The 16,461-nt window shown below is 38.6% G+C and carries 13 protein-coding genes; 9 read left to right on the top strand and 4 right to left on the bottom strand.

Going from position 1 to position 16,461, the window contains the following annotated elements:
- From fumC to B5D30_RS02490, 9 genes are all read left to right on the top strand, one after another.
- Window positions 1–1,368: a class II fumarate hydratase gene (gene fumC / locus B5D30_RS02460; RefSeq protein ID WP_078806454.1), complete on the top strand. Its 1,368-nt coding sequence runs from the start codon at window positions 1–3 to the stop codon at window positions 1,366–1,368.
- A gap of 103 nt (window positions 1,369–1,471) precedes the next feature.
- Window positions 1,472–2,632, top strand: coding sequence for an NAD(P)-dependent malic enzyme (locus B5D30_RS02465; protein ID WP_078806519.1), 1,161 nt, complete (start codon window positions 1,472–1,474; stop codon window positions 2,630–2,632).
- A gap of 509 nt (window positions 2,633–3,141) precedes the next feature.
- Window positions 3,142–7,428: a mucin-binding protein gene (locus tag B5D30_RS02470; RefSeq protein ID WP_078806455.1), complete on the top strand. Its 4,287-nt coding sequence runs from the start codon at window positions 3,142–3,144 to the stop codon at window positions 7,426–7,428.
- A gap of 397 nt (window positions 7,429–7,825) precedes the next feature.
- Window positions 7,826–8,854 (top strand): tryptophan--tRNA ligase, encoded by a 1,029-nt coding sequence (trpS, locus tag B5D30_RS02475; RefSeq protein ID WP_078806456.1) that lies wholly within the window; start codon window positions 7,826–7,828, stop codon window positions 8,852–8,854.
- A 162-nt stretch (window positions 8,855–9,016) separates the two neighbouring features.
- The gene (locus B5D30_RS13440; RefSeq protein WP_159443175.1) at window positions 9,017–9,157 is read left to right on the top strand and encodes a hypothetical protein; all 141 of its coding nucleotides are present in this window, start codon (window positions 9,017–9,019) and stop codon (window positions 9,155–9,157) included.
- Between the two features lie 104 nt (window positions 9,158–9,261).
- The gene (locus tag B5D30_RS14220; protein WP_268802091.1) at window positions 9,262–9,396 is read left to right on the top strand and encodes a hypothetical protein; all 135 of its coding nucleotides are present in this window, start codon (window positions 9,262–9,264) and stop codon (window positions 9,394–9,396) included.
- Window positions 9,397–9,417: 21 nt separating this feature from the next.
- Window positions 9,418–9,813: a YbaN family protein gene (locus tag B5D30_RS02480; protein WP_078806457.1), complete on the top strand. Its 396-nt coding sequence runs from the start codon at window positions 9,418–9,420 to the stop codon at window positions 9,811–9,813.
- Entirely contained in the window at window positions 9,810–11,531 is a 1,722-nt protein-coding gene (locus B5D30_RS02485) for an ABC transporter ATP-binding protein/permease (RefSeq protein ID WP_078806458.1), read from the top strand. Before B5D30_RS02480 ends, B5D30_RS02485 begins: the two co-directional genes overlap by 4 nt.
- Window positions 11,528–13,168, top strand: a complete 1,641-nt coding sequence (locus B5D30_RS02490; protein WP_078806459.1) for an amino acid ABC transporter ATP-binding/permease protein — start codon at window positions 11,528–11,530, stop codon at window positions 13,166–13,168. The genes B5D30_RS02485 and B5D30_RS02490 overlap by 4 nt, the downstream gene beginning before the upstream one ends.
- 144 nt (window positions 13,169–13,312) lie before the next feature.
- On the opposite strand, the gene groL is transcribed toward B5D30_RS02490, so the two are convergent.
- The 4 genes from groL to B5D30_RS13090 form a co-directional block, all read right to left on the bottom strand.
- Window positions 13,313–14,938: a chaperonin GroEL gene (gene groL, locus B5D30_RS02495; RefSeq protein ID WP_078806460.1), complete on the bottom strand. Its 1,626-nt coding sequence runs from the start codon at window positions 14,936–14,938 to the stop codon at window positions 13,313–13,315.
- A 49-nt stretch (window positions 14,939–14,987) separates the two neighbouring features.
- Window positions 14,988–15,272, bottom strand: a complete 285-nt coding sequence (gene groES / locus B5D30_RS02500) for a co-chaperone GroES (RefSeq protein WP_078806461.1) — start codon at window positions 15,270–15,272, stop codon at window positions 14,988–14,990.
- Between the two features lie 310 nt (window positions 15,273–15,582).
- Window positions 15,583–15,831: a group II intron maturase-specific domain-containing protein gene (locus B5D30_RS14045; RefSeq protein WP_327442530.1), complete on the bottom strand. Its 249-nt coding sequence runs from the start codon at window positions 15,829–15,831 to the stop codon at window positions 15,583–15,585.
- A 391-nt stretch (window positions 15,832–16,222) separates the two neighbouring features.
- Entirely contained in the window at window positions 16,223–16,456 is a 234-nt protein-coding gene (locus tag B5D30_RS13090) for a hypothetical protein (RefSeq protein WP_144399453.1), read from the bottom strand.
- Window positions 16,457–16,461: the final 5 nt, after the last annotated feature.

A 16,461-nucleotide genomic window follows, 5' to 3' on the forward strand; every position in this document is an offset into this window, starting at 1 on the left:
ATGTCGATTGTTCGTATTTGTAAGGATTCAATGGGGGAAGTAAAAGTTGCAGGAGACAAATTTTGGGGAGCTCAAACGCAACGAAGTTTGGAAAATTTCAAAATTGGTGAAGAAACGATGCCAATTCCGCTTATCGAAGCATTGGTTCGTGTGAAAGCAGCGGCAGCGAAAGCAAATGCTAAAACAGGGAAACTCTCAAAAGAGAGAGAAGAAAAAATCCTTTATGCCACAGACATGATTTTGAAGGAAAAAATGTACGATCAGTTTCCACTCGTCGTTTGGCAAACGGGAAGTGGGACGCAAACCAATATGAATGTCAATGAAGTCATCAGCTATATTGCAAACACCAAAGAGGGTGGCGAAATCGTTCACCCGAACGACCATGTGAATATGTCGCAATCAAGCAATGATGTGTTTCCAACGGCAATGCACGTAGCGTTTATTAATGAATGTTACTCAAAACTTTTTCCGTCATTAAAGAAAATGGCTAGTGTACTTGAGAAGTTGGAAAAAGAATATAATGGACTTGTAAAAATTGGTCGAACGCATTTGCAAGATGCGACACCAATTACTTTTGGTCAGGAAATCTCTGGCTGGAAAAACGGGATTCATCAAGCTGGTGCGATGGTCGTCACAGCACTTAGGGAAATGGAAAAAATTGCTATCGGAGGTACTGCGGTAGGTACGGGAATAAACGCTACAAGCGAGTATATAAAAGAGTTTATTGATGAGATTAGTGAAGACGTGGATTACTATTTTCGTGAGGATAGTAACAAATTCCACGCACTGACAAGTCTTGATGCAGAAGTGTTTCTTTCAGGAGCGTTAAAAGCGTTGGCGAGTAATCTGATGAAAATGGCAAACGACATTCGCTTGCTTGCAAGTGGCCCACGTTGCGGTTTTGGTGAAATTACGATCCCGTCAAATGAACCGGGAAGTTCGATTATGCCGGGAAAAGTCAATCCAACACAATGCGAAGCGATAACCATGCTTGCCCTACAAGTTATTGGAAATGATGCAACAATTTCCATGAGTGCAACTCAAGGGAATTTTGAGCTAAACGTCTTTATGCCTGTTGTGGCGTATAATCTACTACAATCAATCAAACTTTTAACAGACGGAATGGAAAATTTTACTGAAAAATGTTTGATTGGTTTAACTGCCAACGAAGAAAAAATGACAGAAAATCTTAACAACAGCTTAATGCTCGTTACCGCATTAAACACGCATATCGGCTACGAAAATGGAGCGAAAATCGCCAAAAAAGCCTTTGAAGAGAACAAAACACTCAAAGAGGCAGCAATAGAATTAGGACTTGTAACAAGTGAAGAATACGACAAATGGGTCGTTCCAGAAGAAATGATATAAGAGGATTTCTTGAAAAAGTCGGCAAATCCAAAGTGTCTCATTGAACACAAGAACAATAAAAAATCTCGAAAGAAAGATTCGTGAAATCGCAGAAGGGAGAAATATGTCTACAATCTATGAAAAAGCCTTAGCCCAACATAAAGAATGGAAAGGAAAAATCAGCGTTTCATCAAAAGCACAAGTGCGAAATAAAGAAGACTTGTCGCTCGCTTACTCACCGGGAGTTGCACAGCCGAGTCGTGAAATCGCCAAAGATAAAGAGAAAGCGTATGATTACACATGGAAAGGCAATGCTGTTGCAGTTGTAAGTGACGGAAGTGCCGTACTTGGCCTTGGAAATATTGGAGCAAGTGCAGCGATGCCTGTTATGGAGGGGAAAGCCTTGCTATTCAAGGAATTTGCCGACATTGATGCGGTACCTTTGTGTGTAAATTCACAAGATGAAACAGAAATTATCCGTTTTGTAGAAATGGTTTCTCCAAGTTTTGGGGGGATTAATCTGGAAGATATTTCAGCCCCACGTTGTGTGACGATTGAGCGAGCGTTGGTGGAAAAATTGGATATTCCAGTTTTTCATGATGACCAGCATGGAACAGCGATTGTTGTAGTGGCAGCTTTGATGAATGCGTTGAAGTTAGTCCAAAAAACGCCAGAAAACGTCCGAATCGTTGTCAGCGGTACTGGAGCAGCAGGAAGTGCGATTATAAAAATGCTCCACAATTTCGGTGTGAAAAATATTTTAGCGTTCAATAAAAACGGTCTTTTGGCGAAAGGTAATCAAAACGCTGAAAACTTTCTTGATGAAGAATTGCTTGAAATAACCAATCCAGAAAATCAAGAGTGTTCATTTGAACAAGCGTTCGTCAATGCAGATGTTTTTATCGGTGTATCAGCACCGAACATTGTCACTGAAAAAATGGTTGCCTCAATGAATGAAAAAGCGATTGTCTTTGCAATGGCAAATCCCGAGCCAGAAATCGCTTATGAAAAAGCAATCAATGCAGGAGCTTACATTGTTGGTACAGGCAGAAGCGACTATCCGAATCAGATCAATAATGTCCTCGCATTTCCGGGGCTTTTCCGTGGAGTGCTAGACAGCGGTGTGAGGAAAATTACCGAAGAAATGAAACTTGTCACAGCAAAAGCAATCGCCTCCCTCGTGGACGAGTGTGAACTTTCTCCTGAAAATATTATCCCGTCAGCATTTCATCCAGAAGTGGTCACGAGAATCTCAGAAGAAATTCAGAAATTGGTGAGAAAATAAACGAAAATTAACACAGCATGGAAGATTCATGCTGTTTTTTTTGCTATGCCTAATTATGAAATCAAGGGAAAACAAGTTTTTAGAGATGCCTATATATTTTTAAACATATGAAAATGAGTTATTTATTTGGAAAAATAGCAGGTAAAATAGGTGTTAATTTTAAGTTATCAAATTATTTTATAATAAAACTAGATTTTTTGCATAAATACGTTTTCTTTTTTTGCAAAATAGTTTAATATAAATAATATTAAATCTACTATTTTTTGAAACAAGAGAATGAAATACTTTTTTGGGTGGGTGGTTTCATTTTTTCAGAAAACTTTGGGATTTAAAGTAGGTACCTCTAAAACTCGGATTAAGCCAAAACTAGCAATTTTGGGGAACGTGAGTTTTATGAGGGATCCAGTACCATTGGGGTGTACTCAACCAAGCAATGAATCGGACAATGCTTGGCTATTTTCCATTTTTTGCTTGGTCGGTGAGTACAAAAAAGAAAGGGTGTAAAGCAAATGAAAACATTAAAAAAGGGTTTTGTTGAGCGGTTTGTGATTGTGTTACTTTTGCTATTTCCTTATTTTGCAACACTTGGCAATGTGGAAGTGGCTCAAGCGAGCGATTATGATGAGGCAACAATCAAAGGAACATTTGGAACGGCGGATTGGTATATTAAAAATGGCACGACGGAACTTCATATTTTAGGTGGAGAATTTGGTGTAGCAGTAAATATCCAAAATGGTACAGGCAATACTCCAGATAGCCCTTGGTGGGAATGGGAAAGTGGAATTACCAAAATTATTTTTGATGAAAAAGTGATAGCGAACAAAAATTCTTCTTATTTGTTTAATGGATTGGCAACACTTACAAGTATCGAAGGGCTTGATAAATTAGATACAAGCAAAGTTGAAGATATGAAAGGTATGTTTCGTGGGATTGCAGTAACCTCTTTAGATTTAAGCCAATTTGACACAAGAAATGTCAAAGAGATGACTGGTTTATTCAATTGGTGTAAGAACTTGAAAAATATAGATTTAAGCAGTTTTGACACCTCTAAAGTTACCAATATGGTTGGAATGTTTGCAGGTTGTAACAATTTAGAATCTATTACTTTCGGCGATCATTTTGATACGAGTAATGTAGTTGGTATGGTGAGTATGTTTCATGGATGTAATAGCCTAAAAAGTATTGACGTAAGCAAATTCGACACTTCTAACGTTATTGATATGGCAGTTATGTTTGCAGAGTGTAGTAGCTTGAAAAATCTCGACCTCACGAGTTTTGATACTTCAAACGTTGTTGATATGATGTCTATGTTTGCGGGTTGTTCAGTTTTGGAAACGTTAGATTTAAGTAGCTTTGATACAAGCAAAACTACGAACATGGCTTTTATGTTCCAACAAGATTTTGAGCTTACTTCTCTTAAACTTGGTAAAAATTTCAAAACAAATAACGTAACAAGAATGGAGTTGATGTTTGAGAAATGTAGAAAATTAGAAACGATAGACTTGAGCAGTTTTACTACTTCAAATGTAACGAATATGCAAGCAATGTTTAGTGGTTGTTGGCGTTTAAAAGAAATTGATGTGAGTAATTTTAACACGTCAAATGTTCTTGATATGACGATGATGTTTTACGATTGTCAAAGTTTGGTAGATTTAGATGTTGCCAATTTCGATATTTCAAAGACGAATAATGTAAGAGCTATGTTTGAATCATGTAAAAACTTAAAATCTTTGAATATAAGTAATTTTGATGTGAGTCATACAGATTCTGGCAATATACTAAGCGGTTTACTTTCGCTAAGAAAACTCACGTTAGGAGCGAATGCCAGGCTAGTGGCGAACCAGTCAGGGTTGTTCGATATTTCTTTGCAAAATTATGGCGGTTATACTCCTGAAGCCTACACAGGCTCGTGGCAAAATATCGGCACAAGTACAGACGAAAACCGCCCAAATGGAAATTACGTTTTCACCTCTAATGAGCTAATGGCAAATTATAATGGAACTCAAGCAGGCACATATGTTTGGCAACCTAAGTATTACTCTGTTACTTGGAACGGAGTGCATGGAATATTCATTGGTGGAACAACGAGTGTTACGAATAATCAACTTCTCTATGGCGAAGCGACACCGACACCAGAGAATTTTACTCCGCCATTTAACTATGTATTTGACGGCTGGGAGCCAATGATAGAAAATACGGTCACAAAAGATATGGTTTATACAGCCAAATGGCAACATCGTATCAATGAGAGTGTGCAACCTTGGCAAGCGAAACGGATTATTTCTTACCAATACGCTGACGGGACAAAAGCTGCTGAAACAGTCGAACAAACGCTCACTTTTACACGAAATTTGAAGAGTGATATGGTAGACGGAACGGTTTTAGAGGATTACTGGGACAAAGCAAGTGACAATTTTCCAGAAATCACAAGCCCAACGATTCCCAATTGGCAAGCGGATAAAGCAAAAGTACCAGCCAAGACGATTACATGGCAAGAAGTTTTAGCCGTTCAAGATGCAATGTTTACAATAAAAGAAACGGTCATTTACGACCATGGCAAAAGTTCAGATGTTGATGAGAAAAATATCACAAGAACGATTCAATACAAGGACAAAGCCACAGGGAATACATTAGCACCTGACGAAGTACAAACTGTAACGTTCACAAGAGAGAAGACAACAAATTTAGTGACAGGAGAGTTTCTTTATGGCTCGTGGAACGAGGTGACGCAAACTTTTTCTTCGAAAAATAGCCCGATTGTTGCAAATTACACAGCTGAAACTCCGACAGTCGCTAGTCAAGTTGTAACACCAAATGATTTGGATACAACGGTGCAAGTCTACTACACCAAAAATGCAAACGTGACAGTAGATGAGGAAGTGAAAGAAATCACGAGAACAATTCAGTACAAGGATAAAGTGACGGGTGAAGAAAAAGCACCAGACGTACTGCAAAAAGTAAAATTCACACGGAATTGTACAACAGATTTGAACACAGGAAACAAGACTTACGGAGCATGGAATGTTGCCGAACAAACATTTGCCACAGTGAAAAGTCCAGAAATAGCAGGCTGTACAGCGGACAAGTTAGTAGTGCCAAGCGAAACGGTGAAACCAGAGGATAAGGATATTCTTGTGACGGTAGAATATACACAAAACTCTAATGTCAAAATCGAAGAAGATGTTAAGGAAATCACGAGAACGATTCAGTACAAGGACAAAGTGACAGGTGAAGAAAAAGCACCAGACGTACTGCAAAAAGTAAAATTCACACGAAATTGCACAACAGATTTGAACACAGGAAACAAGACTTACGGAGCATGGAATATTGCAGAACAAACATTTGCCACAGTGAAAAGTCCAGAAATAGTAGGTTATACAGCGGATAAGACAGTAGTGCCAAGCGAAACGGTGAAACCAGAAGATAAAGATATTCTTGTGACGGTAGAGTACACACAAAACCCTAACGTCAAAATCGAAGAAGATGTTAAAGAAATCACGAGAACGATTGAGTACAAGGATAAAGTGACAGGTGAAGAAAAAGCACCAGACGTACTGCAAAAAGTAAAATTCACACGAAATTGCACAACAGATTTGAACACAGGAAACAAGATTTACGGAGCATGGAATATTGCAGAACAAACATTTGCCACAGTGAAAAGTCCAGAAATAGCAGGTTATACAGCGGACAAGTTAGATGTGCCAAGCGAAACGGTGAAACCAGAGGATAAGGATATTCTTGTGACGGTAGAATATACAAAAAACCCTAATGTCAAAATCGAAGAAGATGTTAAAGAAATCACGAGAACGATTGAGTACAAGGAAAAATCGACAGGCAAGCAATTAGCTGATAATAGCGTTCAAACGCTAAAATTCACAAGGGATAAAATAACCGATTTGGCAACGGAAGAGGTGAAGTTTGGAGCATGGAATGTTGCAGAACAAACATTTGCCACAGTGAAAAGTCCAGAAATAGCAGGTTATACAGCGGACAAGTTAGTTGTGCCAAGCGAAACGGTGAAACCAGAAGATAAGGATATTCTTGTGACGGTAGAATATACACAAAACCCGAATGTCAAAATCGAAGAAGATATTAAGGAAATCACGAGAACAATTCAGTACAAGGACAAAGCGACAGGTAAGGAACTAGCAAATACAGTTGTTCAAACGCTAAAATTCACAAGATATAAAATAACAGATTTGACAACAGGAGAGGTGAAATTTGGAGCATGGAATATTGCCGAACAAACATTTACCACAGTGAAAAGCCCAGAAATAGCAGGTTATACAGCGGATAAGACAGTAATACCAAGTGAAACGGTGAAACCAGAGGATAAGGATATTACTCTAACTGTTTACTACGTAAAAACTCCGTTAGTCGATACGCAAATTCCTGCACCGGTAATTATTCGTTACGTCGATGAAACAGGGAAGTCATTGCTCAAAGACAAGGTAATTACAGGAAAATTGAACGAGAAATTTACCGAAAAAGCTCCGAGTATTTTAGGGTATAAGCTGAAAAGTAGTGAGAGTGCCGTTGAATTTACGATTACTACGAAGGAGCAGACGATTATCTTTGTGTATGAAAGTACAAACGCTCAATTGCCAACGACCTATGAGCCGACAACGAGTTCCACTACGACAACAAGTGTGAATAACAACACAACGACCTCCACCAGTAAAACATTGCCAAGCACCAATGAGGCAAAAGGAAATATTTGGAGTATGCTGGGTATGTGCATTATTTCTCTAGTTGTAGGGGTGTTTGTAAAACGTAAAAAAGCAAGAGTAATTTAAGTCGAAAATGAAGAATAGGGAAAATAGAACCTTCGATTTTTCATCAAATTTCCCTTGCTTTTCCAAAAAAACTCCGCTATAATGAGAAAAAATATGAAGCAAAAAAAGAGAAGTAGCAAGATAATTTTTCAAAAGAGAGCAAATGGGTGGTGTGAATTTGTGGGAAATGTTTTGTGAATGGACTTTTAAGTTAGCTATATAGAGGAAAAAAAGTATTCTATATCGTTTACTCCTGCGTTACAAGGAGTTTCCTTATTATGAGGAAAATGAGTGAGAAAAGGTAACTTTTCTCAAACGAAAAGGTGGCACCGTAAATTTTACCCTTGAGCATGTATTTTGATGTTCAAGGGTTTCTTTTTATGGGGATTTCTAAAAAATCAATTTGAGGAGGAAAAATATGACAAGCAAAAAAATCGTACTAACAGGTGATCGTCCAACAGGAAAATTACATATTGGGCATTATGTAGGGAGTTTAAAAAACAGAGTTTTAATGCAAAACGCAGGGGATTATGAAATGTTCGTGATGATTGCCGATCAGCAAGCGTTGACCGATCATGCACGTGAACCAGAAAAAATTCGCCAAAGTGTAACGGAAGTGACACTTGATTATTTGGCGGCAGGTTTAAATCCTGAGAAAACAACGATTTTCATTCAATCGCAAATTCCAGAATTGGCGGAGCTTACGATGTATTATATGAATCTTGTTTCTGTTGCAAGGCTCCATAGAAATCCAACCGTTAAAACAGAAATAGACCAAAAAGGGTTTGGTGAGGGCGTACCTGCGGGATTTTTTGTTTACCCAGTTAGCCAAGCGAGTGATATTACAGCGTTTAAAGCGGATTTGGTGCCAGTAGGAGCAGACCAAAAACCAATGATTGAACAAACAAGGGAAATTGTGCGAAGTTTTAATAACGCATATAATACGGATGTTTTAGTTGAGCCAGACGGTATTTACCCAGAAAATGAAAAATCAGGTAGACTTCCGGGGTTGGACGGGAATGCAAAAATGAGCAAGTCGCTGAATAACGGTATTTATCTAGCAGATGATTTTGACACCGTTCGTCAAAAAGTGATGAGTATGTATACTGACCCAGATCATATTCGCATTGAAGATGCAGGGAAAATCGAGGGGAATATGGTGTTTCATTATCTGGATGTTTTCGGTACAGAAAAACACGCTGAGGAAATTCAGGCGATGAAAGAGCATTATCAGCGTGGCGGGCTTGGCGATGTGAAAACGAAACGCTATTTACTAGAAGTTTTAGAAGAAGAACTTCGTCCAATTCGTGAAAAAAGGCTAGAACTCGCCAAAGATTTAGGTGAAGTGGAACGCATTTTGAAAGCGGGAAGCCAAAAAGCTCAACAAGTCGCAGCTCAAACATTAAGTGACGTAAAACGTGCAATGGGCTTGGATTATTTTGGATAATTCGCTACTATAAAAAGTCTAGGATATAATGAAATCTATCAGTATATCTTAGGCTTTTTGCTTTGTTTTTTAGATTTTTTCATTGAGAATCATTCTCATTTAGAAGAAGTTATGATATAATAAAAAGGTACTTACAACAAAAGAAAAGCGTAGTGGGGCGTTATGAAGTCTGCAACAGCGAACCATGTCGTTTATTTATTCGCAACGAAGTTGCGAACGACATTGAGAGAAGTTGCCAGACTTCAGCCCCACGTAGCTAGACAAAGAAAAGCGAACGGGGCGTTCAGGAGTTTGTCACAGTGAGCCATGCCATTTACTTGCCTGAAACAAAGTTTCAGGTGGCATTGCGAACAGTGACCCAACTCCTGCCCCTCGTAGCTAGACAAAGAAAAGCGTAGTGGGGCGTTATGAAGTCTGCAACAGCGAACCATGTCGTTTATTTATTCGCAACGAAGTTGCGAACGACATTGAGAGCAGTTGCCCGACTTCAGCCCCACGTAGCTAGACAAAGAAAAGCGAGCGGGGCGTTCACTCGTAGCTAGAACAAAATAAAGGAGAACAAAATGAAAAAAATACTATTCATTTTTCTAGGAGGAATAAGTTTTCTCATCGGTACAATCGGGATTGTTTTGCCTTTTTTGCCAACAGTGCCATTTTATTTATTGACGGCATTTCTTTTGATGAGAAGTTCAGAGAAATTGCATGAAAAATTCATTCACTCAAAGTATTATCAGCACTATGTGAAAACACTCTTAATTGAAAAGAAAATCGACAACAAGAGCTTGATAAGGATATTTCTAACGATTTTTCTTGTGTTTTTAATTCCAGCTGTTCTTGTGAACAATTTGCTCATGCGAATTAGCTTAGCGATTCTTTACGTTTTACACGTTATTTTGCTCACAAGATATTTCAAAAAAGGAAAAATCACTCGGAAAAATAAGGAGTTGGAGGAGTTATGATCGATCGTCGTTTATTGAAAATGCTGAATACAAAAGCATTAGTTTTTCTTGTTCTGCTGAAGATTGTGCAATTATTAACCTCTCTTGCCTTATGGCTAACGATTGCTTTTGAGCTAACGCATTATTTTCAATTTGGCAAATTAAACAAAGTCGTGTTGTTTACTTTGTGGATAGTTACACTTTTTGTTGTCAGAATGGTTTTAACGAAAAAAATGGAACAACTCACCCTTCATTCATCAGACGAGCTGAGAGTGAAATTTCGCTCCTCCGTCTTGCGAAAATCCTTTCGTTTAGGCGAACATCCGCAATTTTCACCTGCAAAACTTTCGCAATTAGCAGTCGAAGGGGTGGAGCAATTAGAAATTTATTACGCACGATTTTTGCCACAGCTATTCTATTGCCTTTTCGCCTCCCTACTTTTATTTGCAGTGCTTGCTTGTTTTTCATGGAAAATAGCAATTGTGCTGTTAATTGGTATCCCTCTCATTCCGATAGTGATAATGCTTGTGATGAGAGTGGCAAAGAAGATTTTGGGAAAATACTGGCATGAGTACACTAGCCTTGGAGAAAAATTTCATGAAAATTTGCAAGGATTAGCGGTGTTAAAGGCTTTTGAGCAAGACGAGAGAAAGCAAGTGGAAATGGAGACAGATGCGGAAAAATTCAGAAAAGCAACGATGTCCTTGTTATCCATGCAGTTAAACTCCATTACGGTAATGGACATTATTTCTTACAGCGGTGCAGGGCTTTCGATTGGTCTGGCACTTAGGGGATTTGCTCAAAACGAAATAAGCCTTTTCGGTTTACTCGTGTTCATTTTGCTAAGTGCTGAAATGTTTATCCCTATGCGACAACTTGGCTCACTTTTTCACGTGGCAATGAATGGTATCAGTGCAACGAGTGAGTTGTTCAGCTATCTGGAATTGCCAGAGTATTCGTTTGGTAAGGCGACTTTTGAGGAAGAATTGAGCAAAATAACACTTGAAAATCTTCATTTTTCTTATGAGGAAAATGCGAACAACTATTCTCTTGAGGGGATTTCATGTCAATTAGAACGTGGAAAATTCCATGCGATAATTGGTTCTTCGGGTTCTGGGAAAAGTACGATTGCGAAAATTCTCACAGCTCAATTGCCCAATTACCAAGGAAAACTTCAGTGGAATGATGTGGAACTAAATGTTTTAAGTGAGAAATTTATCAATGAAAAAGCCTGCTATGTCAACAATCAGCAATATCTTTACGCTGGTTCAATCAAAGAAAATCTTCTATTTGCAAATGCTATGGCGAGCGAGGAAGAAATCTGGTCGACATTGGAGCAAGTGAATTTGAAAGAATTTGTCAAAAATTTGCCCAATCAGTTAGAGGAAGTTCTTTATGAAAATGCGAGCAATCTCTCTGGCGGACAAAGACAACGCTTGATTTTGGCGAGGGCATTGCTTGCGAATGCGAGTTTTTATGCGTTTGACGAAATTACTTCTGGCATTGATTTGGAAAGTGAAAAAATTATCGTGGAAGTCATACAAAAATTAGCAAAAGAAAAACTTGTACTATTTATTTCACATCGCCTTTACAATGTCCTAGAGGCGGATAAAGTGTTTGTGTGTGAAAATGGTCGCCTATCTCAGCAGGGAAATCCTAAGGAATTAATGGAAGAAACGGGATATTTTCAAAGTTATTTCACAAGTGAACAAGCGTTGTTCAATGGAGGTGAACGATGAAAGAAGTAGCAGTTTTATTTTGGCTTTTGAGTTTTGTGCGTTCGCTAAAACTCAAAATGTTACTAGCGGTAATCTTTGGAGTGATTAGCAATTTATCGGTTGTAGCGATTTCTGTTTCAGGTGCATGGTATTTGTTTGAAATATTCCATGGCACAAGAGAGTTTCAATTTAGTGATATTTTTCTTTTGATAGGTTTAGGGGTTCTTCGTGGAGTAGCGAGATATTGTGAACAGTATCTCAATCACGACATCGCATTTTCGCTTTTGGCAATTATTCGCTCGAACATTTTTCGCACGCTCCGCAAACTTGGTGTGGCAAGAATTGCAGGGAAAAATAGTGGAGATTTGATTACAATGATTACAAATGACGTTGAGGCATTGGAAGTTTTTTTCGCACATACCATTTCCCCTGTCTTAATTGCGAGTGCAACAGTAGTGATAACCTTCATTTTTCTAGTGAAAATGAGCGTAACCATTGCGTTAATTGTTGCTTTTGGGCAACTAATTGTTGGTGTGTTGATTCCATGGAGAAGTTACTTGCAATATAAAAAAATTGGCGAGGGGTACCAAGAAAATTTTGCCAAAGTCAATCAATTAATCGTTGAAATGATGCGAAGTTTGAGGGATATTCGCCAGATGAGACTACAAGAGAAGAAAATCAATCAGCTCAAGCAATCTAGCGAAAAAATGAACGAGCAATACAAAATAAAACTCGCTCAACAAAGTCAAATCCAAATTTTGAGTGACGGTGTGTTTTTATTGACTACTCTTTTCGTGTTATTGGCAAATCATTTCAGCCAAAATAGTGTTCAAACCACGATTTTGACGACGATTATGTCTTTAAGTTCGTTCGGTCCTCTCTTTGCTCTTTCTGGCTTGGGGAATGCGTTATTAGGAACGCTTGCCAGTGCCAAACGATTGTATCAATTATCACAAGAAAAACCAACTGTCGTCTTTTTGGAAAAGGAAACGAATGAGAAAATAAAACTCCAAAACTTACAACTCCATTCTCTCAATTTTTCTTTTGGAGAAACGAAAACTCTCCAAAATTTGAATTTGGAGGTAAAAAAAGGGGAGATTATTGGAATAGGTGGCGAAAGTGGTAGCGGAAAAAGTACGCTTGTAAAACTTTTGATGCGATATTGGGATGTGGAAAATGGAGAGATTTTGCTCAACGGACAATCTATTACACAGTTGAGCGAACGAGAATTGCACCAATTAGAAAGCGTCATGGCTCAATCAAGTTTTCTTTTTAAAGGAACGATTGCTGAAAATATTTCACTTGGCTTAGAGGCGAGTGACGAAGAAATTGAGAATGCTGCAAAAATGGCAGCAATTCACCAATGGATTGAGGAGTTGCCAGAAAAATATGAGACACGCATTGGTGCAGGAACTCGTGAAATTTCAGAGGGCGAACGTCAAAGAATTGGGCTTGCGAGACTGTTTCTACATGGTGGCGATTTCGTTTTACTTGACGAACCAACGAGCAATCTCGATTATCTCAACGAACAAATGATTTTAAAAACCATAAAAAAACTCGCACAAAACAAAACAGTTTTGCTAATTTCGCACAGAGAAACAACACTTTCTATTTGCGACAGGCGGTATCATTTGAGTGAGGGGCGTTTGCGAGGATAAGGGGATTGTAAAGAAGCTATTGTCTTTTTGTGAGACGTGGCTTTTTTTTTGTTGAATGAGAGGGAGTGGGGCAGAACAGTTTAATGCCAAACAAATTCTAAAAAAAAAGCCTCAAAAGAGGCTCAAAATCTATTATTTCAATTCTTACATCATTCCCGGCATTCCGCCACCCATGCCTGCTGGCATTTCTGGTGCTTTAGGCTCTGGTTTGTCAGCTACAACCGCTTCTGTTGTCAAGATTAAAGCAGCTACGCTTGTTGCATTTTGCAGAGCTGAACGTGTTACTTTAGCAGGGTCTACAATTCCTGTTGCAATCATATCTTCCCACTCACCTGTTGCAGCGTTAAAACCAACTCCGGCTTCAGATTTTTTCAAGCGTTCAACAATCACAGAACCTTCATATCCTGCGTTTTCAGCAATAAGGCGAACAGGTTCTTCCAATGCACGAAGAACAATACTTACACCTGTTGCTACGTCACCTTCCGCTTCAATTTCTGCTACTTTTTTAGAAATATTGACAAGTGCTGTACCACCACCTGAGACGATTCCTTCTTCAACTGCCGCACGAGTTGCATTCAGTGCATCTTCAATACGCAATTTCATTTCTTTCAATTCTGTTTCTGTTGCTGCACCAACTTTGACAACTGCCACACCGCCTGAGAGTTTTGCCAAACGCTCTTGCAATTTATCACGGTCAAAATCACTTGTCGTTTCAGCAATTTGTGCTTTAATCACATTAATGCGAGCTTCAAGATTTTCCGTTGCTCCAGATCCTTCTACAATGGTTGTAGTGTCTTTATTGACAACTACTTTTCCAGCAACACCAAGCATATCCATGGTTGCCTCTTTCAAGTCAAGACCTAATTCTTCAGTAATTACCGTTCCACCTGTCAAAATCGCAATGTCCTCAAGCATTGCTTTTCTGCGGTCGCCAAAACCGGGAGCTTTCACTGCAACAACATTAAATGTCCCACGAATTTTATTTAGCACAAGAGTAGGCAACGCCTCACCGTCTACGTCATCAGCAATAATCAATAACGGGCGAGATTGTTGTAAAATTTGTTCCAACAATGGCAAAACATCTTGAATATTTGAGATTTTCTTATCTGTAATCAAAATATATGGATTGTCAAGTGTCGCTTCCATTTTTTCTGTGTCAGTAACCATATATTGAGAAAGGTAGCCACGGTCAAATTGCATTCCTTCCACCACGTCAAGTTCTGTTTCCATTCCTTTTGATTCTTCAATCGTGATTACGCCGTCATTACCGACACGTTCCATTGCATCTGAAATATATTGCCCTACAAGTTCGCTACGACTTGAAACTGCTGCTACTTGAGCAATCGCTTCTTTACTTGTTACTGGAACAGAAATGCTATGCAATTCTTCTACTGCCACTTTTGTCGCAAGCTCAATTCCACGGCGAATACCAAGCGGGTTCGCTCCTGCTGTAACGTTCTTCAACCCTTCACGCACAATCGCTTGAGTCAAAACAGTTGCCGTTGTCGTTCCGTCACCAGCAATATCATTTGTCTTGCTTGCAACTTCTGAAACAAGTTTTGCACCCATATTTTCAAAATGGTCTTCCAATTCGATTTCTTTAGCAATTGTTACACCGTCGTTCGTAATCAGCGGTGATCCAAAAGATTTTTCTAAGACAACATTACGCCCTTTTGGCCCAAGCGTTACTTTTACTGTATCTGCTAAAATATCTACCCCACGCACCATAGCAGCACGTGCGTCTGATGAAAATTTGATTTCTTTTGACATGTTGGTTTGTCTCCTTATTTTTTATGTTTAGTTGTCTAAAAGACTTGTTTTATGCTAATTTCCCGATAATATCGCTCTCTTTTACAACAAGATACTCTTTATTATCAAGTTTTACTTCGACACCTGCGTATTTTTCAAATAGCACTTTATCCCCTACTGCTACTTCAGGTGTTAATTTTTCACCGTTTTCTAGCACAAGACCACTTCCAACTGCAACAACAGTGGCAATTTGCGGTTTTTCTTGTGCAGCACTTGCCAAAACAAGTCCGCCTACTGTTTTTTCCTCTTCTTTCGCTACTTCTAGCACAACACGATTTCCTAATGGTTGAATCACTGTTTATCCCTCCATATTCTTTAGTTTTTTTATTTTTAGCACTCTTAACTCTAAAGTGCTAATTCCACTATAAATTTTATCGCACTTTCACTTTTCATGCAAGTAAATAGAGCTTGTCTGCTGTTGAGGTTACCAAACTGAGTAGAGGGAAAAGACAAATGAGTTTCCGCCTCTCTTATACCACCGTACTTTTTGATACTTCGCTGAGAGATTCATTACTCCTCGTCTTGCGAGTAACACATCTGTTAAAGCTCTATGAAGGATTGGACTACTGGATATTTTCCAGTAATCTTTTCTTGTGTTTGAGCACTCATAAGTTTTTTTCGATTACTAATGAGGTAAGGTTCTTTCTTTTGGTTCGTGGAAGTACCCATTGTTTCCAGATATATTGCCTTATCCTTCGTTTCAGACAACCATTGAGTTCATTCATGAAACCTTTCATTTCACTTATTCCATAGTAATTTATCCACCCATTCATAAGTTGAGAGATTTCTTTAAACAAAACCTCAAGACTTCTTCTGCGATTTCGCTTGGTAATTTTCTTGACTTTCTGCTTTATTGTGTTTTTTGCTTGCTGATGTGGTCGAACTTTGACTCTTTTTTAGTTGCGAGTAGGAAAAGTCCTAATAATTTTCTCCTTAGCGGACTCCCTACTGCACTCTTTTCACGATTAACGGTTATTTCAACGCTCCCTCCAAATGCTTAATGGAATTTGCCATGACACGTTGACCTGCACGGTTGCTTTTTACATAGACCTACTGTTGTATACTGAACGGCATGTACGATGAGAGAGGGCGAAAAGTTATTTAGCTTTTCAACTTTACTCGATTCATTTTTTATAGATTTAAGCATTTAAATTTGAGATAATGGTAATAGACTAAAATTTGAACTGCCACCCTCCCCCTTGCTACAACAACATCAACCAAAGAAAAAACTCACTCAACCAACGTTCAAAATACGCTTTGATAATTTTTTGGAAGTTGGTTGAGAAATTTACTAATAATGTTATTTAATGTTTCGTCATCTAAGACAAATTTATCGGCAGATATTTTTTGGAACAGTTCGATAAGTTGCTTGAACGCCACTAAGAAAGAGAGGTCAGACAATTCATCGACCATCAAATAAAATAAGTCACCGTGTGTTGATTTCCCAGAAAAAATACTTTCTACTAAGTAGACAAACAAGCAAT

The organism is Pilibacter termitis (genome assembly GCF_900167335.1).
In the GTDB taxonomy this organism is placed as follows: Bacteria; Bacillota; Bacilli; order Lactobacillales; family Streptococcaceae; genus Pilibacter; species Pilibacter termitis.